Below are 23,290 nucleotides of genomic sequence, written 5' to 3'. Positions count from 1 at the left end.
CACGGGATCCGGAGACCAGGATCCGTGGACCGGCGCTTCAGCGACGCGCCACCGCAGGTGCCGCGGCCGCACTCCCTGTCACGACGCGGCTGTCACCGCCGTCGCCGTCACCCGTCCTCCTGCGCTCCAGCGCACCGGAGAGGAAGGCGAGCCCGAGAGCGGAGGCGGCGAGCGCGGCGCCCACCCAGTTCGGGGCCGTGTAGCCGTAGCCGGCCGCGATGACCATGCCGCCCAGCCAGGCCGCCAGGGCGTTGCCCAGGTTGAACGCGCCGATGTTGACCGCGGAGGCGAGGGTGGGCGCGCCCGCGGCCTGGTCCAGCACGCGCTTCTGCAGCGGCGGCACGGTGGCGAAGCCGAGGGCGCCGATCAGGGCGATGCTGACGGCCGCCGCGATCTTGTCGTGCGCGGTCACGGTGAAAAGCGCCAGGACGAGGGCCAGCCCGCCCAGCGTCACGTGGAGCAGGGGCATCAGCGCCCGGTCCGCGAACCGCCCGCCGATCAGGTTGCCACCGACCATCCCGAGGCCGAAGAGGACAAGGAGCCAGGTGACGGAGGCGTCCGCGAACCCGGCCGCCTCCGTCATCATCGGCGTGATGTAGGTGACGGCCGCGAAGACGCCGCCGAAGCCGAGCACCGTCATCGCCATGGCGAGCAGGACCTGGACGTTGCGGAACGCGGCCAGTTCGTGGCGCACGCGGACGCCCTCGGGGCGCGGCTGCCGCGGGACGAGCCGGGCGATCCCGGCCAGACCGATGACGCCGAGCCCGGCGACGATCGCGAAGGTGACCCGCCAGCCCAGGCTCTGGCCGACCAGGGTGCCGAGCGGTACGCCGACGACGTTGGCGACGGTGAGACCGGTGAACATCATCGCGATGGCCCCGGCCCTCTTGTGCGGGGCGACCAGATCGGCGGCGACGACCGAGCCGATCCCGAAGAACGCGCCGTGCGCGAGCGAGGCGAGGACCCGGCCGGCGAGCATCACGCCGAAGGCGGGGGCGAGGGCCGAGAGCGCGTTGCCCGCGATGAACAGGCCCATCAGGAACATCAGCATGCGCTTCCGCTCCACCCGGGTGCCGAGGACGGTCATCAGCGGTGCGCCGATGACGACTCCGAGCGCGTAGCCGGTGACGAGCAAGCCGGCGGTGGGGATCGAGACGCCGTAGTCGGCGGCGACCTCCGGCAGCAGCCCCATGATCACGAATTCCGTGGTGCCGATACCGAAGGCGCCGATGGCCAGCGCCAGGAGTGCGAGCGGCATGAGTCGCGCCTTCCTTACATAGAGCGTGTGCCTGTTTCCGGCGTTGACAATAATTGCAGACGCTGATTATTTGCAAGCGCTGGATATTGTGACACTGGCCTATCCTGGTCGGAGCGGATGCCAGGCCCGCTGACGGGCCGGGAGACGGACGAGCGCGGGCCGGGAGACGTGCCGGCGCACGGCAGCGGGACAGGACGAGACGCTTGAGGAGGCACCGGATGACCGAACCGGAGCGGGGCGAGCCGACACCCCCCGAGCGGTACCTGGCCCAGAGCTGGTGCGCCCTCTCCCTGCTGCACGGACGGATCGAGGCGCACATCGAGCGCGCGCTGCAGGCGGCGCACGACCTGAGCGTCCGCGAGTTCTCCGTCCTGGACGTGCTCAGCGGACAGCACTCCGGCGAGGGCGGCCATCTGCGCATGAACCAGCTCGCCGACTCGGTGGTCCTCAGCCAGAGCGCCACGACCCGCCTGGTCAACCGGCTCGAGGACCGCGGGCTCCTGTCCCGCTACCTCTGCGCCACGGACCGGCGCGGCATCTACACCGAGGTCACCGCCGTGGGCCGGAAACTGCTGGAAGCTGCCCGCCCGACGAACGACCACGCACTGCGCGAGGCGCTGGACCGGGCGGCGGACGTACCCGAACTCGCCCCGCTCGTCGCGGCGTTGGAGGGCATCACGCCCGGTGCCGTCCCGGTCCTGCCGCAGGAACCGGCGCGGGAGGCCGAGCGGGAGGAACGGCCGGGTCCGGTCGAGCCCGCCCCCGCGTAGGGCGCACCACGCGCGGCGATACGGGGAGGGCGCGGCGGGAGACCTGCGTGGACAGCTCGCCCTTGAGCCGGCGCGAGCGCAGGACCACCGGTCACCAGGCCGTACGCCCGGAGCCGCCCGCAGTCGCCGAGGCGCTGCCGCGTAATCTGCCCCGCATGAGCGACCTCATCATCCGCCCGGCGGTCCCCGACGACGTTCCCGCCATCGTCGCGATGCTGGCCGACGACCCGCTCGGCGCGCAGCGGGAGTCGACGGACGAACTCGCCCCGTACCGCCGGGCGTTCGAGCGGCTGGCGGACGACCCCAATCAGCGTCTGGTGGTCGCGATCCGCGACGGCCGGGCCGTCGGCACACTCCAGCTCACCCTGATCCCCGGCCTGTCCCGGCGCGGTGCCACCCGTTCCCTGATCGAAGCCGTCCGTGTGCACGCCGACGAGCGCGGGAGCGGCCTCGGCACCCGGCTCATCGAGTGGGCCGTGGAGGAATCGCGGCGCCAGGACTGCCAGTTGGTGCAGCTCACGTCGGACGCCACCCGGATCGAGGCCCACCGCTTCTACGAGCGCCTCGGCTTCGAGGCCTCCCACCTCGGCTTCAAACTCCTTCTCTGACCCACCCGCGTCCCGCGGGCACCGGACCCGGACCCGGACCCGGCCCTGGCGCACGCGCAGGCCATCGCCGCCCGCCGTACGGTGAGCGGTGAGCGGGAGTACGGGCCCCGGCGCGGACCACGGAGGGACGCGATGAGCGGTGGACGGTGGATCGGGCGCCGCACTCCGCTGGAGCGGGAACTCGTGTCGTGAAGCTCCGTACGACGCGCTGTTTCACGTGAAACATGGCGTGACGACCGTGCTCACGACGCCCAGCACCGGCTTACGCCGTACCCGCTCACGACGCGGGCGGGACGGGCCGCCAGCCCTCAAGGTCGACACCGCCGGGCACCGCGGCCCCGGGGTCGTACGGCCGACGGGTGAAGACGAAGGAGCCCAGGTCGAGATGGGTCACGGTCCCCGCCTCCGTGTCGTCCGTGTCCCCCGGTCCGGCCGAGGCGCGCACCGGGCGCAGCGTCTCACCCGCGTAGTAACCGTCCAGCCCGGTCCAGGTCCCGTCGTCCTCGGCGCGGAAACGGGACCCACGGCCCGCTCCCGACAGCGGCACCAACTCCAGGGCGCGCCCTGCCGCGAGGCGCATCAGGAACGGGGCCGGGCCCCAGTACCAGGGGCCGGTGAGCGCCAGCAGGTCGGGATCGGCGTCGGGCAGCGGCGCCCACGGCGCGGGCATCCGGGGTTCGTGCTCGGCTGTGATCCGTACGAGATCGGAGGCCAGCGCGCTCATGAGGGGACCGGAGGTGGCATTGGCCAGCGCGACCCCGGCCAGTCCGTCCTCGGTGCTCACCCACAGGGTGGCGAGGAAGCCGGGCAGGGAACCGGTGTGCCCGACGAGTGTGCGTCCGTCGCGCCGCGCCAGCTGCAGCCCCAGTCCGTAGCCCGCCTCCGGAGTGTCGGGGTCCGGCGCCGCCGCGGGCCTCCGCATCTCGGCCACGGACTCCGGGCCCAGCACCCGAGCGTCCCCCTCGGCGAGGAAGCGCGCCCAGCGGGCGAGGTCCGCGGTCGTGGACCACAACTGCCCGGCAGGGGCCATCAGTCCGAGGTCCTCGGCCGGCTCGGGCAGCAGGACGTCCGCCCACGGATGCACGGCCCATCCCGGCGCGTACGGGGACCGGGCCTGCCCGGAGGTACGGGTCATGCCGAGCGGCTCGAGCACGTCGCGCCGGAGCACGGTCTCCCAGGATTCGCCGCGCAGCTTCTCGACGAGCGAACCGAGCACCGTATAGCCGGGGTTGGAGTAGTGGTGGACCCGGCCGGAGGGGTGCCGCAGCGGCTCCTCGCCCAGGACGTCGGCGAGGGTGGGTCGGAGAGAGCCGGGCGTCCGTTCCCACCAGGGGCTCGGCGACTCGGCGGCGAGACCGGAGGTGTGGGACAGGAGCTGAGCGATCGTCACTTCGCCCACACCGGTGGTGACGGCGGCGCCGGGGAGGTGCTTCTCCAGCGGATCGAGGAGGTCGAGCAGCCCCTCGTCCCGGAGCATCAGAACGAGAACTGCCGTGAAGGTCTTGGTGATCGAGCCGATGCGGTACTGCGTCGCTGCGTCCGGCGCGCCGCCCGCCTCGCGGCCGTCGACCGTGCCGCGGGCCCCTGTCCACACCGTCCGCCCCTCCCGGACGACGGCGGCGACGACGGACGGGGCGCGCCCCTCGGCCTGGGCGGTCGCGATCCGGTGGTCCAGGGCACGGCGGGTGGACGGCAGCAGCTCTTCGAAGGTCTCGCTCATGGGCCACTTCTACCGCCACGCCCTCCTCCGCCGCACCTCAGTCTGCCGCCCGGGAGCCCGTGTCGACGCTCGGGCACCTCGCTTACGCTGCGGGGCAGGCACGCGCGTGATCGGAGGCGGAGGACCATGACCGGAACGGAGCCCGAGCGGGATCCGGAGGAGGACGCGAGGCGGCTGTCGGCCGAATCCCTCGCGGAGGACGACCCCACCGGCTGGTTCGAGCGCCTCTACGCCGCGGCCGAAGGCGGCGATGCGGTCGTGCCGTGGGACCGCGGCGGACCGCACCCGATGCTCGTGGAATGGCTGCGCGGCCGTCCGCGCCCGGCGGCCGGGGAGCGCGCCCTCGTCGTGGGCTGCGGCCCCGGGTTCGACGCCGAACTGCTGGCGGAGCACGGATTCGACACGGTGGCCTTCGACATCTCGGACTCCGCGGTAGCCGCCGCCCGGCGCCAGTTCCCCGGCTCGGCGGTCCAGTACCGGACCGCCGATCTGCTGGATCCTCCCGCGGAGTGGCGGGGCGCGTTCGGCCTCGTCGTGGAGAGCCTGACGGTGCAGGCGCTTCCGGACCCCGTACGGCGCGAAGCCATCGACCGCGTCGGGGAGTTGACCGGCCCCGGGGGAACGCTCCTCGTCATCGCCGCCGCCCGCGGGGAGGGCGACGCCGCGGAGAGCGGGCCTCCGTGGCCGCTGACGCGCCGCGAGATCGACGCTTTCGCCGCCGGCGGTCTCGACGCCGTACGGATCGAGGACGTCCCGCGGCCGGGAGAGCCCGGCCGGCGCCGCTGGCGGGCCGAGTTCCACCGCCCGCGCCCTGCCACGTAGTCGAGCCCGGGGTCGCGGCAGCGGTTCGCGTCACGGTGGCCCGTGACCGGGCCGGCCCGCGTGCTGCCTCCGCGCACGCCGACGGGCGGCCCCCTCCCCAAAGGGGGTCGCCCGTACGGTCAGTGCTGTGCGTGGCCCTCCGCCGGAAGGAACCTCTGCGGCGTCAGTCGCTCAGGCGGTGAAGCCACCGAGCGAGGGCGCGGCCGGAACGGCGGCGAAGGCGGGCAGGTCGGCCGGAATGCCGGGGGCGGCCGGGACAGCCGGGACAGCCGGAACCGCACCGAAGGCCGGCAGCGCCGGGATGTTGGCGGCGTCGGTCAGGTCGGCCGGAACGGCGGTCGGGGCCAGCGTCTGCACGCCGGAGACGGCGTTGCCCGCGGCACCCTGCGCGTCGGTGGCGACCGTGATGACCAGGCCCTGGGCGTACGGGGTCACGTCGGCGACGACACCCTGCGCGAACGGGGTCACGTCACCGGCGATGCCCTGCGCGAACGGCGTCACGTCGGCCACGACGCTCTGGGCGAAGGGGGACACGTCGCCCGCGATGCCCTGCGCCAGCGGGGTCACGTCACCGGCGACACCCTGCGCGAACGGCACCGTGCGGCCGGTGGCGTTGCCCGCCAGCTCGCCGGCACCACCGACGGCCTGCTCGGCGACCGGGACGACCTTGATGACGATCTTGTGAGCGACGGGGGGCAGCACGTCGGTGGCGACCTGCTCCACGGCCGGGCGGGCGGTGGACACGGCGCCCTGCACGGTGGTGGTGAGCTGCTCGGGGCGGACACCCGCGGCCGCGAGACCGCTCAGCAGGTCGTCGGTGTTGGGGGCGGAGGGCAGCGCCGGGGCGGCGGGCAGACCCTCGGGCAGCTCCGGGGTGGCCGGAACGGCCGGGACAGCCGGAACGGCGGGGGACGCGGGCACGGCCGGAACCGCGGGCACGGCCGGGGCGGCGGGCAGCTGGCCGGTCACGTCGCCGGCGGAGGGCACCTTGCCCTTGGTCGCCTCGCGGGCCTCCTTGCTGACCTTGCCGGTGACCTTCTGGTGGTCCGCCACATCGCCGAGGCCACCACCGGTGACGTCGCCCAGGGTGTCCTGGACGGTGCCGGTCACGCCGTCGGCGGACGGCAGGCCGCCGCCGAGGGTGCCGGTGACCTTGTCGGTGGTGCCCTGGACGGTCTCCTGGGCGGTGCCGGCCGCGTCACCCGCGGGCAGCTTCTTCGTCACGGTGCCGGCGGCGTCGCCGGTGAGGCCGGAGGTGGTGCTCTTCACGGTGTCGCTGACGGAGCCGGTGTCGGGCACCTCGGGCAGCTCGGCCGCGGAAGCTCCGGCGGTACCGAGGGCCCACAGACCGGAGGCGGCAGCGGCGACGAGGATGGAACGGCGGATGTTCTTACGCATGAAGGGGGATCCTTCGAACTCGAACTCACGGGCTTCGGGGATGGGCAGACCTGTTCCGCCCCCGCGCGGCAGGTCCTGATGCGGGGGAACGGCCTGCCCTAGCCCGGGAATTCGAGGATTTCGGAGGATCGGTCGCGCGTCGGCGTGGTGCTCGCCGCGCGGATCGCGCCGGCCACCAGGCCGAAGCGCGGGGCGCCGGACGCGGTGGCGGCGTTCGCGTCCCCGCCACGGGGACCGTTGCCGTCACCGGCGTGCTGGGACGCCGACCCGCCCACGGGGGCGGGCGCCTGGGGGAGCTGCGCGGGCAGCCCGCCCCGGTTCTCGTCACCGGCCGCGCGGGCCTGCTCCGCCGCACCGGCGCCGCTGTCCTGCGACACGGTGGGGGCGGAGACGAACCCGGTGCGGGCGCTGTCGGTACCGGCGCCGGTGGAACCGCCCTTGTCGGCCGGGGCGTGCCCGGTCTGGCGTCCTGTGCCCTGCCCGTTGTCGCCGCCCCGCTCGTTCTCGGGGAGGTCGACCGGGAGGCCGGCGGCGTCGGTGGTGTCCTCGACGAGGTCGCGAACGGGGCGGGTGATGCGCTCCGTCCGGTCGGTGATCGGACGGACCGTCTCGGCGACGGCGTCCTTCACGGCCTTCCGCCGCTCCGCGGACTGGTCCGCTTCGCGCTCGGCGGCCTCGGAGAAGTGCTTCTTCGTCTTCTCGTGCATCTCGGCGGCGGGTGCGAGCAGCTTCTTGGCGCCCGGCGAACCGTCGGACTCCGCGGCCTGCGCGCTGCCTCCGAAGAGGAGGGCCAGCCCCATCAGACCCCCGAGGAAGAGGGTCACGAGCAGCGCACGCCGGGCCATCGCCGTGCGCGGCAGGCGCACAGCTCCAGGCAGGGCGAACGATGCAGACAAAGGGGGGCCTTCCATGACGGAAACCACTCGTTCCGGATGACGGGAGGATCCTTGCACGATCGGCGGGGGTCGGCGCAAGCCCCCTGTTACCGATGCGTCGTCATGTCCGGTATCTGAGTTGGATGTCGGGGGCTGCGGCCAGCCATCTGATCCCGTTTCAGATTCCGCTTCCGCTCAGCTCGCCGCTTCGCAGAGCTGACACCCCGGTGACACAGCGGTGAAACGTATCTGTGCAGGGCTTGGACAAGGCTCCCAACTCGTTCCGGATCCACCCGGTACGAGGCGCTGGACACGCTCGGGAGCCGCCCCGTCGCCGCGGCCGACGGGCCGTTCGGAGGCGCGGCCGACGGGCCGTTCTGAGGCGTGGCCGCCCTGCGCGGACGACGCCCGCGCGGTGGCGCCGGGCGGCTCCCGTATCGCCAGGGGCCGTCGCTCCCCGAGTCCCCCGACCCTTCAGGCCAGCTTCCGCAGCGCCTCGCCCAGCACAGCGATGCCTTCGGCCACGACACCGGGCGGGCCGGCCGCATAGCCGAGGACGAGGCCGGGCGGGCCCGGCCGTTGCCGGTGCCACGACAGGGGCTGGCACTTGACGCCGGCCGAGAGCGCCGCGGCGGCGAGGTCGGTGTCGGGCACGTCCTGCCGGAACGTGACCGTCAGGTGCAGACCGGCCGCCGCACCGTGCACGACCGCGCCCGGCAGATGCTCGGCGATCGCTGCGATCATCGCGTCGCGGCGCCGCCGGTGACGGGCCCGCACCATCCGCAGATGCCGCTCCAGCTCGCCCGACTCCATCAGCCGGGCGAGGACGAGCTGCGGCAGCACGGCATTGCCCAGATCGGTGAAGCGCTTGGCCTCGGTCACGGCCTCGCGGTGACGCGGCGACGGCACCGTCCACCCGATCCGCAGCGCGGGCGCCAGCAGTTTGGAGACGCTGCCCATGTAGCAGACCCGGTCGGCGAGCAGCGCACGCAGGGCGGGAACGGGCGGCCGGTCGTAACGGTGCTCGGCGTCGTAGTCGTCCTCCAGGATCAGCCCGCCGTCCGCCGCCCAGCGCAGCAGTTCACGGCGGCGCTCGCCGCTCGTCACCACGCCCGTGGGGAACTGGTGCGCGGGCGTGAGCAGGACCGCTCCGGCGCCGGTGGCGCGCAGCGCGTCGACCCGTACGCCGTCGTCGTCGACCGGCACCGGCGGAGTGTCCAGGCCGCCGTACCGCAGGTGGCCGCGGGTCCCGAACGAGCCGGGGTCCTCGACCGCGACCGCGTCGATGCCGTCGGCCCGCAGGGCGGGGTGGAGGAGGGTGAGGGCCTGGGTGGTCCCGGCGACGATCAGTACCTCGTCCGCGCCGACCCGGATCCCCCGGCTGCGGGCCAGCCAGTCGGCGACGGCGCGGCGCAGGGGTGCGGCGCCGCGCGGGTCCCCGTAGCCGAGGTGCTCGGCAGGCACCTCGGCGAGGACGGCTCGTTCGGCACGGAGCCACGCAGCGCGGGGGAAGGCGGCGAGGTCGGGCTGACCGGGGACGAGGTCGACGCGGGCCCGGGCGGAGCGGAGCGCGTCGAAGACGCCGTCGTCGGGTTCGCCCGCGAACAGCCCGTCGGGCACGACCTGTTCGCGCTGCCCGCTCCGTGGACGGGGGGCGGGTGCGGCCTGTCCAAGCGTGCTGGTGGCCCGTGTCGTCGGTCCGTGCGACGGCGGCCCGTCAGAAGCCGGGGGAGGCGCCAGGGGCACCGCGACCACCACCGTGCCACCGCGTCCGCGCCCCTCGACGTGGCCGTCCTCGGTCAGGCGCCGGTACGCCTCGGTGACCACCCCGCGGGACACGCGCAGTTCGGCGGCGAGGACGCGGGTCGGCGGCAGCCTGCTGCCGACGGCGAGACGGCCGTCGGCCATCGCCTCGCGCAAGCGCCCGGCCAGCCAATTGGCCTTGCCCACGGCGGGCACACCGGCGGCGTCGAGTTGCAGGAAGTCCGAGCCGTACACCGGGGGTCCGCCACCCGTGCCCTGTGCTCCCGTGCTCACCGGGCCCATGGTGTCACGCAAGGGCTACGGCGCCGTGGTTCCGGAAGCCGACGGGGTGGTGAGGACGCATTCCGGTGCGGCCGGGGTCAGGATCGCCGGCTCGGGGACGGTCCTCCAGTGAGCGGCCAGTTCGTGCGCGACCGTCGTCAGCAGATCCGCTACCGCGTCCGCGCCACCGTCGTGCAGCGCCTCGGCCACGACGATCACCCGGCGCGTGCGACCGCACACGGCGGAGTGGGCGCTCTGCCGGTTGGTCCAGCGGCGCGCATGCGCCCGACCCGCGGAGTCGGCGAAGATCACCTCGCCGGGCGCGGGGTGCTCCGTTCCGCCGCCGAAGGACACGTAGGGCTCGTCGCCTCGGGCGCGGCGGACCACGAGCAGCGGACCGGCGATGCGCTCAGCGTCCAGGACCGCGACCGGTATCCCGTACGCGGCCGAGATCGCGTTGCACACGTCGACCACCGGATGGATGCGCGGCAGGGACCCGTCCTTGCGGAGCCGCCGCAGCAGCGCCTCCGACGCGCACCGGTACTGCGTCGGCTTCAGCCCCATCCGTGCGAAGGCCCGCCGCCAGGCCCGCACTTCGGGGAACTCGCTCTCGGGGGCACGGTCCAGCCGGGCCGTGGCACGGGCGGTGTACGCGGCGACGCGCATGGCGAGACCGGCCGCCGACCCGGCGTCGCGGGCCGTGCCGACCTCGGCGCAGAGCGCACCGGCGGAGAGTTCGGGGAAGTCGGACCGGAGGGCGTCCGCGTGACGGAAGCGCATCCTCACGCCACCGCCATGCGTACGCCCAGGCCCACGAACCCGGCGGCACACACCCGGCGGATGGCCGTCATCACCCGCGGCCGTGCCAGCACGCGGTCACGCACGGCGGCGGCGCACCATCCGTACGCGGCGAAGACGACGAAGGTCAGCGCCATGAAGACCGCGCCGAGCCGGAGCATGGCCCCGGCGGAACCGGACTCGCCGGTAGGGAGGAATTGCGGGAGGAACGCGACGAAGAACAGCGTGAGCTTCGGGTTCAGCAGGTTGACCAGGACCCCGGAGGTGATCGTACGGACCGCGGACCGCGGCTCCGCCCCGGCCGCGACCGTCAGCGCCTCCTTGTCGCGCAGAGTCGTCCACGCCACGTAGAGCAGGTAGCCGACTCCGAGGTATTTCACGACGTCGTAGGCGAGGTCACTGGTGCGCAGGAGCGCGGAGAGGCCGGTGACCGCGGCGGCGAGGTGCGGCACGATGCCGAGGGTGCAGCCGAGCGCGGCGACGGCGCTCGCGCGCCGGCCGTGGGAGAGCCCGGCGGCCAGCGTGAACACGACGCCGGTGCCCGGGGTGACGACCACGGCCAGGGTGGTCAGCAGGAACGCGGTACTCACGGGACCTCCGCGGGCTTGGGGTCCTCTCACCCTGCCGCGGTGATGGCCCGGCACACAGGGCCAAAGTGCCCCGGGTTCCCTGGTCCAAAGGAGGCTACGGAGTCGCTGGGGGGGCGGCCACGCGCGGGGCCTCTTGGTCCCTAAGGGGGCCGGCTGTCCACCCGCGGGCTGCGGATCGGCGGCCACGCGCCGGCTCCTAGGGTGTGACCTCCCAAGAGCCCCCGACCGGCCCGGAGTTGCCATGCCCCCGCTGATGAAGCTGAGCGCGATCACGCTCGACTGCCCGGACCCGCCGGCGCTCGCCGCGTTCTATCAGCAGGCCACCGGCCTCGATCTCCACCCCAGGTCCGGCGCCGACTTCGCGGCCCTCGGCCACGAGGACGGACTCGGCATCGGATTTCAGCGGGTCGAGAACCACCGGGCTCCCAGCTGGCCCGACCAGAGCGTCCCCCAGCAGCTCCATCTGTGCTTCGCGGTCGGCGACCTGGACGAGGCCGAGGCGGCGCTGCTCGAACTGGGCGCCGCCAAGCCGGATCACCAGCCGCAGCAGGACAGGTGGCGGGTCCTCACCGATCCGGCGGGGCACCCCTTCTGCCTGGTGGTCGGAGGCTGAGCCTCAGGATCACAGCCGCCGCTGCCTTCCCCCGCCTCTGTGGCCTGCTGTTCTTCCATCCCGTCTCACCGCGGCCTTCTGCGTGTTACCGGCGAGGCCATGTCGTCTCAGCAGACCTGTTCCGCGCCGGGATCCATCGCGTCCACCGGCGGGCAGAACGTCCGCAGGGCTCACTCGGCGCTGCTCAGCGGCTGCTCAGCGGCTTCCCGTACTTCTGAGCCGTGGACAGGTACGGGAGGCCGAGCGTGCGGGGCGAGAAGGCCGCCGAGTCACGGGCCGAGCCGCTGCGGAGGAGCCACGCGGCGCCCAAGGAGGCGTTCTCACCAGGGGATCCGACCGTGACATCCGGTACACCGTCGGCGTTGCCGTCACCCGAGGCGACCGCCGCGCCGAAGGTGTCGCCCGCCTCGGCGACGCCGGGGACGCCGGACGTGTCCTGGTTCCAGGCGACGGACGTGGCAGCGCCGCCTGCGTCGAGCAGCCCCTGAGCGCCGCCGGAGAGCAGCCAGGCGGCGCCCGCTCCCGCTCTGCTCCCGATGGCCTCACCGGGAGCGCCCGCGATCAGATCGTCGCGGCCGTCGCGGTTGACGTCGCCGACGGCGAGGGAGGCTCCGAAGCGGTCGCCGTCCTCGGCTACGCCCGGGACACCCGCCGTGTCCTGGTTGAGGGTCTGCGCGCGGCTGCCGAACGACCCGCTCGCGGGGCTTCCGTAGTGAACGTGGATGCCGCCCCCCGTGGCGAGTTCTTCGGGACCGCACGGGTCGTCGATGTTCTCGTCGGCGATCTCACGGCACTCGCCGAGGGCCAGGTCGTCGTGGCCGTCGCCGTCGAAGTCGCCCGCGGCCAGGGCGGTCACGCCGGCGTTGTCCGTGTTCCAGAAGTTGGCCATCTCGGAGCGGTCGGCGTCCCACCTCCACAGGCGCACATGGGACTGCGTGCTGGGGTTGCCCGCCGTCCAGTACGCCACGGCCAGGTCCGACGTGCCGTCACTGTCGAAGTCGCCGGTGGCCAGGACGGGGGCGCGGCCGCCCATGGGGGCGGCGACGACGGTGGTGATCATGCTGTCCTCACCCTGGATGACACGAGCGACGACCTTGTCCGTGCCGCCGGTGACGATCGCCTTGTTGTCGCCGCCGGTCAGCTCGGCCGCCGCGACCGATCTGCCGTACGCGGCCGACGGCGACGGCCCCGTCAGGACCGTCGACCCCGGCCCGGGCCCGTCCGTCGAGCCGCCTACGACGGTGACCATGCCCGCGTCCGTACCGCGGTCCGTGACGTCCTCGCCGGGGGCACCGGCGAGCAGTTCCGCGATGCCGTCGCCGTTGAGATCGACCAAGGCCACGGATGCGCCGAAGCGGTCGCCCGCCTCCGGGGTGCCGGGAACCTCGGGCGTGGCCTGGGTGACACGGATGCTTCCGTGGGCGCCGACGCCCTTCGGGCCGCCCCAGACCACGTTCACGTACCCGGCCTTGGCCTTGCCGTCGACGGTCCCGTCCGGGACGCCGACGGCGAGGTCCGCGTAGCCGTCGCCGTTGAAGTCGCTCGTGGCGGTACGGGGTGCGGCAGCGGTGGCGCCGGACGGGAACGCGAACCCGGCGGTGACCACAGCGGCGGCTGCGATGGCGTACGTCAGGTTGCGGCAGCGGTGCGGCACGGAGGCTCCCACTCGGTCGACGGGTGCGGGGTATCTGGTGTGACCGTCGAAGGGGGGCGCTGGTTGTACGGAATTCAACGGCAGTTGGCACCGGGTTCACGATGGGTGGGCCAACACCCGCGATGGTGCGGGTCAAACACCCGCGATGGTGCGGGCGCCCGAGACCGCGACGCGGTCATCGCCGGACCGAGGCTCAGGTCTGGGCCATGTCGACGAAGCGCGAGTAGTGCCCCTGGAAGGCGACGGTGATCGTGGCCGTCGGACCGTTACGGTGCTTCGCCACGATCAGGTCCGCCTCGCCCGCGCGCGGCGACTCCTTCTCGTACGCGTCCTCACGGTGCAGCAGGATGACCATGTCGGCGTCCTGCTCGATCGAACCCGATTCACGCAGGTCCGACACCATCGGCTTCTTGTCGGTGCGCTGCTCCGGGCCACGGTTCAGCTGTGAGAGCGCGATGACCGGGACCTCGAGCTCCTTGGCGAGCAGCTTGAGGTTACGGGACATGTCCGAGACCTCCTGCTGACGGCTTTCGGGCCGGCGGGAGTTGCCCGACTGCATGAGCTGCAGGTAGTCGATGATCACCAACTGCAGGTCGTTGCGCTGCTTCAGGCGGCGGCACTTGGCGCGGATCTCCATCATCGACAGGTTCGGGGAGTCGTCGATGTAGAGCGGCGCCTGGGACACGTCCGGCATGCGGCGCGCGAGCCGGGTCCAGTCCTCGTCGGTCATGCTGCCCGAGCGCATGTGGTGGAGTGCCACGCGCGCTTCGGCGGACAGCAGACGCATCGCGATCTCGTTGCGCCCCATTTCGAGCGAGAAGATGACGCTGGGCAGATTGCTCTTGATCGAGCACGACCGCGCGAAGTCCAGCGCCAGCGTCGACTTACCCATCGCGGGCCGGGCCGCGATGACGATCATCTGACCCGGATGCAGACCGTTGGTCAGCGAGTCCAGGTCGGTGAAGCCGGTCGGCACACCGGACATCTGGCCGCTGCGCGAGCCGATGGCCTCGATCTCGTCGAGGGCGCCTTCCATGATGTCGCCGAGCGGGAGGTAGTCCTCGCTGGTGCGCTGCTCGGTGACGGCGTAGATCTCGGCCTGGGCGGTGTTGACGATCTCGTCGACGTCGCCGTCGGCCGCATAGCCCATCTGCGTGATCCGCGTGCCCGCCTCGACGAGGCGGCGCAGCACCGCACGCTCATGGACGATCTCGGCGTAGTACTCCGCGTTCGCCGCGGTCGGGACCGACTGGACGAGCGTGTGCAGATAGGAGGCGCCGCCGACGCGGGCGATCTCGCCGCGCTTGGTCAGCTCGGCGGCGAGGGTGATGGGGTCGGCGGGCTCGCCCTTGGCGTAGAGATCGAGGATCGCCTGGTAGATCGTCTCGTGCGCGGGACGGTAGAAATCGCTGCCCTTGAGGACCTCCACCACATCGGCGATGGCGTCCTTGGAGAGGAGCATGCCGCCGAGGACCGACTGCTCGGCGTCGAGGTCCTGGGGCGGCACCCGCTCGAAGGGCGTCCCCCCGCCTCCGCCGCCTCCGCTGCCTCCGCCGGACCAGTTGTCGGAACCGCGGTCGTGCCGGTCGCCGTACCGCCCGCGCTCCTCACCGCGTGAACGGGAGGCGGGGAGGCGGTCGCCGGCGCCCATGTCCGCCGCCCACGGGTCCTCCGTCTCCTGCTGGCTCACCCCGACACCTCCTCCCGTACGCGACGCGGGTCGTTCCGCCCCCGTGCAGCCCTGCTTCGTCGTGCCCTCTTTCTTAGGGCACGCCTCTGACAAACAAGATGGCCCGGCTCCGGTTACGGCTCGACGGTCCGAGGGTCCTGAGAAAGCTCCGGACGGGCACGATGAGGCCGGAAACAGGCGGCGGGCGCCGCACTACGGTAGGGCTGCCGCCACCGTCAGCCAAGATGGTTATCCACAGGCCATGTGGACGACGCGGCACATCCTGTGGAGAAGGCCGCCGAACCTGTGCACAGCACAGGGGACGACGCTGTGGACAAATACAGGACCCCCCTCCATCTACCGCCCTGAGCTGCGGTTTCGCCGTCCACTGGCTGTGCAGAAGAAAAACTTTCCCGGGCGGGGCAAGATCGCGACAAACGGCGCACACAAGATCGGCACAGATGATCTCCGGTAAGGAGTGGCTGCCGGTTGCATCTCTTACCTGTGGAAGATTACATTGGCGCGCATGCCCTTGGCCCCCTCACCCGAGAAGCGCAGCCTCCGCCGCCACGACCGCGAGATCGTCTCCCTCGCCCTGCCCGCCTTCGGAGCGCTGGTCGCGGAACCGCTCTTCGTCATGGTCGACAGCGCCATCGTCGGGCACTTGGGCACCCCGCAACTCGCAGGTCTGGGCATCGCCGCAGCCCTGCTGCTGACGGCCGTGAACGTCTTCGTCTTCCTCGCCTACGCCACAACCGCCGCCGTCGCCCGGCGGGTCGGCGCGGGTGACCTCCCCGCCGCGATCCGGCAGGGCATGGACGGCATCTGGCTCGCCCTGCTCCTGGGTGCCGTACTGATCGCCGTGGCCCTGCCCACGGCACCGGGGCTCGTCGACCTCTTCGGTGCCTCCAGCACCGCGGCGCCGCACGCCATCACCTATCTGCGGATCAGCGCGCTCGGTATCCCCGCGATGCTCGTGGTGCTCGCGGCCACCGGTGTGCTGCGCGGTCTCCAGGACACCCGCACCCCGCTGTACGTGGCCATCGGCGGCTTCGCGGCGAACGCCGCCCTCAACGCCCTTCTCGTCTACGGCGCAGGGCTCGGCATCGCGGGCTCCGCATGGGGCACGGTCATCGCCCAGTGGGCCATGGCCGCGACGTATCTCGCCGTCGTCGTCCGCGGTGCCCGGCGGCACGGTGCCTCACTGCGCCCCGACGCGGCAGGTATCCGGGCCTCGGCACAGGCCGGAGCTCCGCTCCTGGTCCGTACGCTCTCGCTGCGCGCGATCCTGATGATCGCCACCGCGGTCGCGACACGGCTCGGCGACGCCGACATCGCCGCACACCAGATCATCCTCACCCTGTGGTCGCTGCTCGCCTTCGCGCTGGACGCCATCGCCATCGCCGGACAGGCCATCATCGGGCGCTACTTGGGCGCGGGGGACGCGGCGGGCGCCAAGGCGGTCTGCCGCCGCATGGTGCAGTGGGGCATCTGGTCGGGCGTCGTCCTGGGCCTCCTGGTCGCCGCGGGCAGGCCGTTGCTACTGCTGCTCTTCACCAGCGACTCCGCCGTCCACGAACTGCTACTGCCCGCCTTGCTGGTGGTGGCCGTGACCCAGCCCGTCGCGGGGGTGGTCTTCGTCCTCGACGGCGTGCTCATGGGCGCCGGCGACGGACCGTATCTCGCCGGAGCGATGATCGTGACCCTGGCCGTCTTCGCTCCGGTGGCCCTCGCCGTCCCGAGCCTGGGAGGCGGCCTCACAGCGCTGTGGTGGGTGATGGGCCTGATGATGTTCGTCCGGATGCTCACGCTCGTTGTCCGCACACGCTCCGGCCGCTGGCTCGTCACGGGCGCCGTCCGCACCTGACGCGCGCAGCCGGGACGCGCGGGCCCGCCCCGAACCTCGCCCCGCACCCAACCCGCCGCATGCCGCATGCCGCATGCCGCATGCCGCATGCCGCATGCCGCATGCCGCATGCCGCGTGAACATCGCACATTGCCCGGTGCGTTGACCGCTGCCGGCAGGCGGTGTCCGCCCCGCCGTCAGCAACGGCGAAGGGCCGCACCCCAACGGGTGCGGCCCTTCGTCGCGTTGTGCCGAAGGCAGCGCTTACGCGGCGACGACCTCGACGGGAACCGTCGCGGAGACGTCGGCGTGCAGACGCACGGACACCTGGTGCGCGCCCAGGGTCTTGATCGGCGAACCGACCTCGATACGACGCTTGTCCACGTCCGGACCACCGGCGCTCTTGATCGCCGAGGCGATGTCGGCCGGAGTCACGGAGCCGAACAGGCGACCGGCCTCGCCGGAGCGGGTCGCCAGGCGGACCTGGACGCCCTCGAGCTGCGCCTTGACCGCGTTGGCCTGCTCGATCGTGGCGATCTCGCGGATCTTGCGGCCGCGGCGGATCTGCTCGACGTCCTTCTCGCCACCCTTGGTCCAGCGGATCGCGAAACCGCGCGGGACCAGGTAGTTGCGAGCGTAGCCGTCCTTGACGTCCACGACGTCGCCCGCGGCACCGAGGCCGGAGACCTCGTGAGTGAGGATGATCTTCATGATTCTGTCACCCTCCCTTAGCGGACCGTCGAGGTGTAGGGCAGCAGCGCCATCTCACGGCTGTTCTTGACGGCCGTGGCGACGTCACGCTGGTGCTGGGTGCAGTTGCCGGTGACCCGGCGGGCACGGATCTTGCCGCGGTCGGAAATGAACTTCCGCAGCAGGTTCGTGTCCTTGTAGTCGACGTAGGAGATCTTCTCCTTGCAGAACACGCAAACCTTCTTCTTCGGCTTGCGAGCAGGCGGCTTCGCCATTGTCTCTCTCCAGTGTGATCAAGAAGTTTGTGCTGGTCGCCCGGACCAGGCCGCGCGGGCCTAGAAGGGCGGCTCGTCCGAGTAGCCGCCACCGGAACCGCCGGAGCCGCCGCCCCAGCCGCCACCGCCGCCGCCCTGCTGGCCGCCGGCCGGTGCGCTGGTCGCCCAGGGGTCGTCGGCGGGAGCCCCGCCGCCGCCCTGCTGGCCGCCACCGGGGCCGCCGCCCCAGCCGCCGCCACCTTGGCCGCCACCGCCACCGCCGCCGAAGCCGCCCTGGCCTCCGCGGCCGGTGGTCTTGGTGACCTTGGCCGTGGCGTTGCGCAGGCTGGCGCCGACCTCGTCGACGTCGAGCTCGTAGACCGTGCGCTTGACGCCCTCGCGGTCCTCGTACGACCGCTGCTTGAGGCGGCCCTGCACGATCACGCGAGTGCCTCGCGTGAGGGACTCGGCGACGTTCTCCGCCGCCTGACGCCACACCGAGCACGTGAGGAAGAGGCTCTCGCCGTCCTTCCACTCGTTGGTCTGGCGGTCGAAGGTGCGGGGAGTGGACGCGACGCGGAACTTCGCGACCGCCGCACCGGACGGGGTGAAGCGCAGCTCGGGGTCGTCAACGAGATTGCCGACGACCGTGATGACGGTCTCGCCTGCCATGGGTGAACCTCTCGGCGGTGCTGCTTCTGGCTTTTGCTACTCGAACCCGACGAGTGCTGAGCTCAGGCTCAGTGGGTGTCGGGGCGGAGGACCTTGGTCCGGAGGACCGACTCGTTCAGGTTCATCTGACGGTCGAGCTCCTTGACGGCCGCAGGCTCGGCCTGCAGGTCGATGACCGAGTAGATGCCCTCGGGCTTCTTGTTGATCTCGTACGAGAGACGACGACGGCCCCAGGTGTCGACCTTCTCCACCTTTCCGTTGGCCTCGCGGACCACGGAAAGGAAGTTCTCGATCAGCGGGGAGACAGCGCGCTCCTCGAGATCGGGGTCGAGGATGACCATCACCTCGTAGTGACGCATGTGGAACCCACCTCCTCTGGACTCAGCGGCCACGGTCTTTCCGTGGCAGGAGGGTCTTGATGCGTAGCACGGTATCGGCTGCCACTGACAACGCGGTCCGTCCCGCGTAGGGGACCTTCGGCGACCAGGGCAGACACCTGTGCAGACGGTACACAGTACCTGCACCGAGCCTTCCGGTTGAAATCCGGCCTGGGGTGGCCGCAATCTGTACACATCGGGTGTGTGCGGCGCTACAGTGCGCCGCCCTTCGCCAGGAGGTGCCCCATGGCGCAGCCAGTTCGTCAACACCACGGCCCCCTATCCGCAGTCAGCTCGGTGCTCAACAGCGACGGCAAGGCCCACCCCGTTGAGAACAGCCTCGTCGTGGCGACGGTGGTGCTCGGCGTAGTGGCTTTCGTCACCGCTCAGTTCAGCAGCCTCCACCTGATCGCGTCCTGGACCGGTCTGGTCGGGGTGCTGACCGGAGCCTGGGGCCAGATGATCTCTGCGACCACGAGTGAGCGCTTCCTTCTCATCGTCGGCCTCGGCGCGGCGGCGGTCGGCTTCTACCTCGGCATGTCCCGCGGCGGGCTGTTCGGCTAGTACACCCGGCAGGCGCAGCGGGGAGCAGTCCGATCCGTCGGGGGATGGCACCTGGACTGCCGGACCGTCCCCAGGAGGGCACAGGCCTTGGCGCAGTAGGCTTCCCGGCGAGAGCCGGAGCCCCGACCCTGGGGACACACCTGCCGAGGAGCGCCCCGCATGAGCCTGACCCTGAGGACGATCAGCCGCGAGCAGCATCTGGCGTACATCCAGAGCCTGCCCTCGGCCAGCCACATGCAGGTCCCGGCATGGGCCGATGTGAAGGCCGAATGGCGCGCGGAGAACCTCGGGTGGTTCGACCAGTCGGGCCAGCTCGTCGGTGCCGGACTGGTCCTCTACCGTCAGCTCCCCAAGATCAAGCGGTACCTCGCCTATCTTCCCGAGGGCCCGGTGATCAACTGGTTCTCGCCGAATCTCGAGGACTGGCTTCAGCCGATGCTCGCCCATCTGAAGCAGCAGGGCGCCTTCTCGGTGAAGATGGGCCCCCCGGTCGTGATCCGCCGCTGGGACGCCGCCGCGGTCAAGTCGGGCATCCAGAACCCGGATGTGAAGCGGCTGCGCGACGTCGAGGCGACCTTCATCGAGCCGCGCGCCTTCGAGGTCTCCGACCGGCTGCGCCGCATGGGCTGGCAGCAGGGCGAGGACGGCGGCGCGGGCTTCGGCGACGTCCAGCCCCGGTACGTCTTCCAGGTCCCGCTGGAGAACCGCTCCCTCGAGGACGTGCTCAAGAGCTTCAACCAGCTCTGGCGACGCAACATCAAGAAGGCCGAGAAGGCCGGCGTCGAGGTCGTCCAGGGCGGCTACGACGACCTCCCCGAGTGGCAGCGCCTCTACGAGATCACGGCCGAGCGCGACCACTTCCGCCCCCGCCCCCTCGGCTACTTCCAGCGCATGTGGACGGCCCTCAACGCCGAGGACCCCAACCGGATGCGGCTCTACTTCGCCACCCACGAGGGCGAGGCCGTCGCCGCGGCGACCATGCTGATCGTGGGCGGCCACGTCTGGTACTCCTACGGCGCCTCCGCCAACCACAAGCGCGAGGTCCGGCCCTCCAACGCCATGCAGTGGCGGATGCTGCGCGACGCCTACGCGCTCGGCGCCACCGTCTACGACCTGCGAGGCATCAGCGACTCCCTCGACGAGAGCGACCACCTCTTCGGCCTGATCCAGTTCAAGGTCGGCACCGGCGGTCAGGCGGCCGAATACCTCGGCGAGTGGGACTTCCCGCTCAATAAGCTGCTGCACAAGGCGCTCGACATCTACATGTCCCGCCGCTGACCCCGCTGCCGGATCCCCCGGCAGCACCGCCGCCGACGCAACCATCCCCCACGTTCTCCGCTTCATATCTTCTATACACCGCAGCCACGAGAGAGGTTCCGTACCGGCCATGGCGCTCACCCTCTACGTCGACACCGCACGCTGGCGGGCGCATCAGCAGAAGGTGATCCAGCAGTTCCCCGGCATCGTCCCGGTCTGCAAGGGCAACGGCTACGGCTTCGGCCACGAGCGCCTGGCGGACGAAGTCGGCGGGTTCGGCTCCGACGTGATCGCCGTCGGCACCACCTACGAAGCCGCCCGCATGAAGGACTACTTCAGCGGCGACGTCCTCGTCCTCACGCCCTTCCGCCGCGGCGAGGAGCCCGTCCCGCTGCCCGACCGCGTCATCCGCTCGGTCTCGTCCGTCGAGGGCGTCCACGGCCTCGTCGGGGCGCGCGTCGTCATCGAGGTCATGAGCAGCATGAAGCGGCACGGTGTCAGCGAGCAGGATCTGCCGATGCTGCACGCCGCCATCGAGGACGTACGCCTCGAAGGCTTCGCCATCCACCTGCCCCTGGACCGCACCGACGGCTCCGACGCGGTCGAGGAGGTCATCGGCTGGATGGACCGGCTGCGCACCGCCCGGCTGCCGCTGCACACGATGTATGTCAGCCATCTCGCGGCGGACGAACTCGCGCGCCTTCAGCAGCAGTTCCCGCAGACCCGCTTCCGCGCCCGTATCGGTACCCGTCTCTGGCTGGGCGATCACGAGGCCACCGAGTACCGCGGCGCCGTCCTGGACGTCACACGGGTCGTCAAGGGCGACCGATTCGGCTACCGGCAGCAGAAGGCCGCCGCCGACGGCTACCTCGTGGTGGTCGCCGGAGGCACGTCACACGGCGTGGGCCTGGAGGCCCCCAAGGCGCTGCACGGCGTGATGCCGCGGGCCAAGGGTGTCGCCCGGGCCGGTCTGGCCACCGTCAACCGCAACCTCGCGCCGTTCATGTGGTCGGGCAAGCAGCGCTGGTTCGCGGAACCGCCGCACATGCAGGTCTCACTGCTGTTCATCCCGCTGGACGCGCCGGAGCCGAAGGTCGGCGAGGAGCTGGTGGCGCACCTGCGGCACACCACGACGCAGGTCGACCGCGTCGTCGACCGCTGAGTCCTGACGGCCTGTGGCTGGGAGGCCCGCAGAGGTGGCCCTGAGGGCTCCAGGGGCGCCTTTCGCGCCCCCGGGTCCCCGGGCCACCCGGTCGCCGCACCGCGACGCCGGCGGGGCGCTCAGGCCGAGCCGCCCCGCTGCGCCGCGCCCCACCGCACCTGAGTGCCCTCGTAGTGGGCCGCGTGCCGGGCGTGCCGGCGGTGGCCGAGAACCACGGCGTCCGGCGCCCCGTCGAGCACACCGCCCGAGGGGTCGTCCGAGCCGTCCCGCCGTACGGGGTCCCGTTCGGGCATCAGCACGTCCCGGATCACCACGGCGGACAGGTACAGCGTCCCGAGCAGGTGCAGCAGGATCGCGAACTGGTACCCCTCCAGGGGGAGTCCGTGGTGCTTGTCGCCGCTGGAGGTGTACGCGAGGTACATCCAGATCCCGGCGAAGTAGAGCACCTCGCAGGTCTGCCAGATCAGGAAGTCGCGCCACCGGGGCCGGGCGAGCGCCGCCAGCGGGATGAGCCACAGTACGTACTGCGGTGAGTAGACCTTGTTGACGAGGATGAAGACCGCGACGACGAGGAAGGCGAGCTGGGCGAAGCGGGGGCGGCGGGGCGCGTAGAGCGCGAGGGCGCCGATCCCGGCGCACAGCAGCAGGGTGAGCGCCGTCGCCCAGGTGTTGGCCCCCTCCAGGGGGTCTCCCGTGCGCTGGGAGATGATCAGCCAGAACGAGCCGAAGTCGACCGGCCGCTCCTGGCTGAAGGTGTAGAACTTCTGCCACCCCTCTGGCGCGAGCGCCATCACCGGCAGGTTGACCACCAGCCACGCGACGGCCGCGCCGCCCGCCGCCGACCCCCACGCGCGCAGGCGCCCCGCCCGCAGGCACAGCACGAGCAGCGGCCCGAGCAGCAGCACCGGATACAGCTTGGCGGCCGTCGCCAGCCCGATGAGGACACCGGCGGCCAGCGGCCTGCTGCGGGACCACATGAGCATCGCCGCGGCGGTGAGAGCGACCGCGAAGAGGTCCCAGTTGATGGTGGCGGTCAGGGCGAAGGCGGGGGCCAGCGCGACGAGCAGGGCGTCCCAGGGGCGCCGGCGGTGCGTACGGGTCACGCAGACGGCGATCACCGCGGTGCAGACCATCAGCATGCCGGCGTTGACCAGCCAGTAGGCCTGCTCACGCTGGACGATCGACCCGCCGCCGGGGGTGAGCCAGGAGGCCGCCTCCATGAAGAACCCGGTCAGGACCGGATACTCCAGATACTCCATGTCCCCCGGCAGCCGGTCGAGGTAGGGGGTCAGGCCGGAGGCGAACCCGCGGGCGTTGAAGAGATGCGGGATGTCGGAGTAGCAGGCATGGGTGTACTGGCTGGTGGCACCGAAGAACCAGCCGCCGCTGTAGCAGGGCAGCTTCTGCACCATGCCCAGGGCGAACATCCCGATCGCGAGGAGCGCGATCACCCGTACCGGCGTCCACCACCCGGCGCCGGGCAGCATCCGCCGCCCCGCCGGGCCGCCGATCAGCTCGCTCCCGGCCGCGGCCACCGGGTCCTCCGCTGTGGGCCGTACGGGCTGCCGGCGCCGGTCCTCGTGCACGCTCGTCATGCGCCACATATTGCCGCACGCGCGCCGACGGCGAAGCCCCCGCCCGGTCGGACCGGACGGGGGCTATGCCTAC

21 protein-coding genes and 1 pseudogene are annotated in these 23,290 nt (G+C 72.0%); 8 read left to right on the top strand and 14 right to left on the bottom strand.

Going from position 1 to position 23,290, the window contains the following annotated elements:
* Positions 1-37: 37 nt before the first annotated feature.
* A complete protein-coding gene (locus ABZ822_RS07450; protein ID WP_360848261.1) occupies positions 38-1,258 on the bottom strand; it encodes an MFS transporter in 1,221 nt (406 codons plus the stop codon).
* Positions 1,259-1,476: 218 nt separating this feature from the next.
* Here ABZ822_RS07450 and ABZ822_RS07445 point away from each other — a divergent pair.
* Both ABZ822_RS07445 and ABZ822_RS07440 read left to right on the top strand, forming a co-directional pair.
* Positions 1,477-1,938 (top strand): annotated as a pseudogene (locus ABZ822_RS07445) (MarR family transcriptional regulator); the annotation flags it as partial.
* Between the two features lie 245 nt (positions 1,939-2,183).
* Positions 2,184-2,636: a GNAT family N-acetyltransferase gene (locus ABZ822_RS07440; RefSeq protein WP_360848857.1), complete on the top strand. Its 453-nt coding sequence runs from the start codon at positions 2,184-2,186 to the stop codon at positions 2,634-2,636.
* 277 nt (positions 2,637-2,913) lie between these two features.
* Here the strand turns inward: ABZ822_RS07440 and ABZ822_RS07435 are convergent, their stop codons facing one another.
* Positions 2,914-4,356, bottom strand: a complete 1,443-nt coding sequence (locus ABZ822_RS07435; protein ID WP_360848259.1) for a serine hydrolase domain-containing protein — start codon at positions 4,354-4,356, stop codon at positions 2,914-2,916.
* A gap of 126 nt (positions 4,357-4,482) precedes the next feature.
* Between ABZ822_RS07435 and ABZ822_RS07430 the strand changes: the two genes are divergently transcribed.
* A complete protein-coding gene (locus ABZ822_RS07430; protein WP_360848256.1) occupies positions 4,483-5,178 on the top strand; it encodes a class I SAM-dependent methyltransferase in 696 nt (231 codons plus the stop codon).
* Between the two features lie 171 nt (positions 5,179-5,349).
* On the opposite strand, the gene ABZ822_RS07425 is transcribed toward ABZ822_RS07430, so the two are convergent.
* From ABZ822_RS07425 to ABZ822_RS07405, 5 genes are all read right to left on the bottom strand, one after another.
* Positions 5,350-6,576: a hypothetical protein gene (locus tag ABZ822_RS07425; RefSeq protein WP_360848253.1), complete on the bottom strand. Its 1,227-nt coding sequence runs from the start codon at positions 6,574-6,576 to the stop codon at positions 5,350-5,352.
* Positions 6,577-6,674: 98 nt separating this feature from the next.
* Complete coding sequence (locus tag ABZ822_RS07420; protein ID WP_360848250.1) at positions 6,675-7,472, bottom strand: hypothetical protein; 798 nt, start codon at positions 7,470-7,472, stop codon at positions 6,675-6,677.
* A 453-nt stretch (positions 7,473-7,925) separates the two neighbouring features.
* Positions 7,926-9,497, bottom strand: coding sequence for a PLP-dependent aminotransferase family protein (locus tag ABZ822_RS07415; protein WP_360848247.1), 1,572 nt, complete (start codon positions 9,495-9,497; stop codon positions 7,926-7,928).
* A gap of 15 nt (positions 9,498-9,512) precedes the next feature.
* Complete coding sequence (locus tag ABZ822_RS07410; protein WP_360848854.1) at positions 9,513-10,256, bottom strand: phenylalanine--tRNA ligase beta subunit-related protein; 744 nt, start codon at positions 10,254-10,256, stop codon at positions 9,513-9,515.
* 2 nt (positions 10,257-10,258) lie between these two features.
* Positions 10,259-10,864: a LysE family translocator gene (locus tag ABZ822_RS07405; RefSeq protein WP_360848244.1), complete on the bottom strand. Its 606-nt coding sequence runs from the start codon at positions 10,862-10,864 to the stop codon at positions 10,259-10,261.
* A gap of 241 nt (positions 10,865-11,105) precedes the next feature.
* Here ABZ822_RS07405 and ABZ822_RS07400 point away from each other — a divergent pair, with 241 nt between their 5' ends.
* A complete protein-coding gene (locus tag ABZ822_RS07400; protein ID WP_360848241.1) occupies positions 11,106-11,477 on the top strand; it encodes a VOC family protein in 372 nt (123 codons plus the stop codon).
* 184 nt (positions 11,478-11,661) lie between these two features.
* Here ABZ822_RS07400 and ABZ822_RS07395 read toward each other — a convergent pair whose 3' ends face one another.
* A complete protein-coding gene (locus ABZ822_RS07395; protein WP_360848238.1) occupies positions 11,662-13,131 on the bottom strand; it encodes an FG-GAP and VCBS repeat-containing protein in 1,470 nt (489 codons plus the stop codon).
* Between the two features lie 193 nt (positions 13,132-13,324).
* On the bottom strand, positions 13,325-14,782 hold the full coding sequence (dnaB, locus tag ABZ822_RS07390; protein ID WP_360848851.1) for a replicative DNA helicase: 1,458 nt from the start codon (positions 14,780-14,782) through the stop codon (positions 13,325-13,327).
* Positions 14,783-15,326: 544 nt separating this feature from the next.
* Between dnaB and ABZ822_RS07385 the strand changes: the two genes are divergently transcribed.
* Entirely contained in the window at positions 15,327-16,667 is a 1,341-nt protein-coding gene (locus ABZ822_RS07385; RefSeq protein WP_360848235.1) for an MATE family efflux transporter, read from the top strand.
* Positions 16,668-16,910: 243 nt separating this feature from the next.
* Here the strand turns inward: ABZ822_RS07385 and rplI are convergent, their stop codons facing one another.
* The 4 genes from rplI to rpsF all read right to left on the bottom strand — a co-directional run bounded on the left by rplI (position 16,911) and on the right by rpsF (position 18,621).
* Entirely contained in the window at positions 16,911-17,357 is a 447-nt protein-coding gene (rplI, locus tag ABZ822_RS07380; RefSeq protein WP_360848232.1) for a 50S ribosomal protein L9, read from the bottom strand.
* Positions 17,358-17,374: 17 nt separating this feature from the next.
* Positions 17,375-17,611, bottom strand: coding sequence for a 30S ribosomal protein S18 (rpsR, locus tag ABZ822_RS07375; RefSeq protein ID WP_055472526.1), 237 nt, complete (start codon positions 17,609-17,611; stop codon positions 17,375-17,377).
* A 60-nt stretch (positions 17,612-17,671) separates the two neighbouring features.
* Complete coding sequence (locus ABZ822_RS07370; protein ID WP_360848228.1) at positions 17,672-18,262, bottom strand: single-stranded DNA-binding protein; 591 nt, start codon at positions 18,260-18,262, stop codon at positions 17,672-17,674.
* Between the two features lie 68 nt (positions 18,263-18,330).
* The gene (rpsF, locus tag ABZ822_RS07365) at positions 18,331-18,621 is read right to left on the bottom strand and encodes a 30S ribosomal protein S6 (protein WP_360848225.1); all 291 of its coding nucleotides are present in this window, start codon (positions 18,619-18,621) and stop codon (positions 18,331-18,333) included.
* Positions 18,622-18,885: 264 nt separating this feature from the next.
* Between rpsF and ABZ822_RS07360 the strand changes: the two genes are divergently transcribed.
* From ABZ822_RS07360 to ABZ822_RS07350, 3 genes are all read left to right on the top strand, one after another.
* On the top strand, positions 18,886-19,203 hold the full coding sequence (locus tag ABZ822_RS07360) for a hypothetical protein (RefSeq protein ID WP_360848222.1): 318 nt from the start codon (positions 18,886-18,888) through the stop codon (positions 19,201-19,203).
* Between the two features lie 159 nt (positions 19,204-19,362).
* On the top strand, positions 19,363-20,481 hold the full coding sequence (locus ABZ822_RS07355) for a peptidoglycan bridge formation glycyltransferase FemA/FemB family protein (protein ID WP_360848219.1): 1,119 nt from the start codon (positions 19,363-19,365) through the stop codon (positions 20,479-20,481).
* A 109-nt stretch (positions 20,482-20,590) separates the two neighbouring features.
* Positions 20,591-21,622 carry an alanine racemase gene (locus tag ABZ822_RS07350; protein ID WP_360848216.1) on the top strand — a complete coding sequence of 344 codons (1,032 nt, stop codon included), beginning with the start codon at positions 20,591-20,593 and terminating at the stop codon, positions 21,620-21,622.
* A gap of 119 nt (positions 21,623-21,741) precedes the next feature.
* Here ABZ822_RS07350 and ABZ822_RS07345 read toward each other — a convergent pair whose 3' ends face one another.
* Positions 21,742-23,217 carry a glycosyltransferase 87 family protein gene (locus tag ABZ822_RS07345; RefSeq protein WP_360848213.1) on the bottom strand — a complete coding sequence of 492 codons (1,476 nt, stop codon included), beginning with the start codon at positions 23,215-23,217 and terminating at the stop codon, positions 21,742-21,744.
* Positions 23,218-23,290: the final 73 nt, after the last annotated feature.

Source organism: Streptomyces sp. NPDC047108, from assembly GCF_040643575.1.
Lineage (GTDB): Bacteria > Actinomycetota > Actinomycetes > Streptomycetales > Streptomycetaceae > Streptomyces.
This window is presented reverse-complemented; position numbering and strand designations above follow the sequence as displayed.

Bases quoted from the DNA above. Each gene is read 5' to 3' on its own strand.
- ABZ822_RS07450 (WP_360848261.1), bottom strand. From the start codon at position 1,258: ATGCCGCTCGCACTCCTGGCGCTGGCCATCGGCGCCTTCGGTATCGGC.
- ABZ822_RS07440 (WP_360848857.1), top strand. From the start codon at position 2,184: ATGAGCGACCTCATCATCCGCCCGGCGGTCCCCGACGACGTTCCCGCC.
- ABZ822_RS07435 (WP_360848259.1), bottom strand. From the start codon at position 4,356: ATGAGCGAGACCTTCGAAGAGCTGCTGCCGTCCACCCGCCGTGCCCTG.
- ABZ822_RS07430 (WP_360848256.1), top strand. From the start codon at position 4,483: ATGACCGGAACGGAGCCCGAGCGGGATCCGGAGGAGGACGCGAGGCGG.
- ABZ822_RS07425 (WP_360848253.1), bottom strand. From the start codon at position 6,576: ATGCGTAAGAACATCCGCCGTTCCATCCTCGTCGCCGCTGCCGCCTCC.
- ABZ822_RS07415 (WP_360848247.1), bottom strand. From the start codon at position 9,497: ATGGGCCCGGTGAGCACGGGAGCACAGGGCACGGGTGGCGGACCCCCG.
- ABZ822_RS07410 (WP_360848854.1), bottom strand. From the start codon at position 10,256: ATGCGCTTCCGTCACGCGGACGCCCTCCGGTCCGACTTCCCCGAACTC.
- ABZ822_RS07400 (WP_360848241.1), top strand. From the start codon at position 11,106: ATGCCCCCGCTGATGAAGCTGAGCGCGATCACGCTCGACTGCCCGGAC.
- dnaB (WP_360848851.1), bottom strand. From the start codon at position 14,782: ATGGGCGCCGGCGACCGCCTCCCCGCCTCCCGTTCACGCGGTGAGGAG.
- ABZ822_RS07385 (WP_360848235.1), top strand. From the start codon at position 15,327: ATGCCCTTGGCCCCCTCACCCGAGAAGCGCAGCCTCCGCCGCCACGAC.
- rplI (WP_360848232.1), bottom strand. From the start codon at position 17,357: ATGAAGATCATCCTCACTCACGAGGTCTCCGGCCTCGGTGCCGCGGGC.
- rpsR (WP_055472526.1), bottom strand. From the start codon at position 17,611: ATGGCGAAGCCGCCTGCTCGCAAGCCGAAGAAGAAGGTTTGCGTGTTC.
- ABZ822_RS07370 (WP_360848228.1), bottom strand. From the start codon at position 18,262: ATGGCAGGCGAGACCGTCATCACGGTCGTCGGCAATCTCGTTGACGAC.
- rpsF (WP_360848225.1), bottom strand. From the start codon at position 18,621: ATGCGTCACTACGAGGTGATGGTCATCCTCGACCCCGATCTCGAGGAG.
- ABZ822_RS07360 (WP_360848222.1), top strand. From the start codon at position 18,886: ATGGCGCAGCCAGTTCGTCAACACCACGGCCCCCTATCCGCAGTCAGC.
- ABZ822_RS07355 (WP_360848219.1), top strand. From the start codon at position 19,363: ATGAGCCTGACCCTGAGGACGATCAGCCGCGAGCAGCATCTGGCGTAC.
- ABZ822_RS07350 (WP_360848216.1), top strand. From the start codon at position 20,591: ATGGCGCTCACCCTCTACGTCGACACCGCACGCTGGCGGGCGCATCAG.
- ABZ822_RS07345 (WP_360848213.1), bottom strand. From the start codon at position 23,217: ATGACGAGCGTGCACGAGGACCGGCGCCGGCAGCCCGTACGGCCCACA.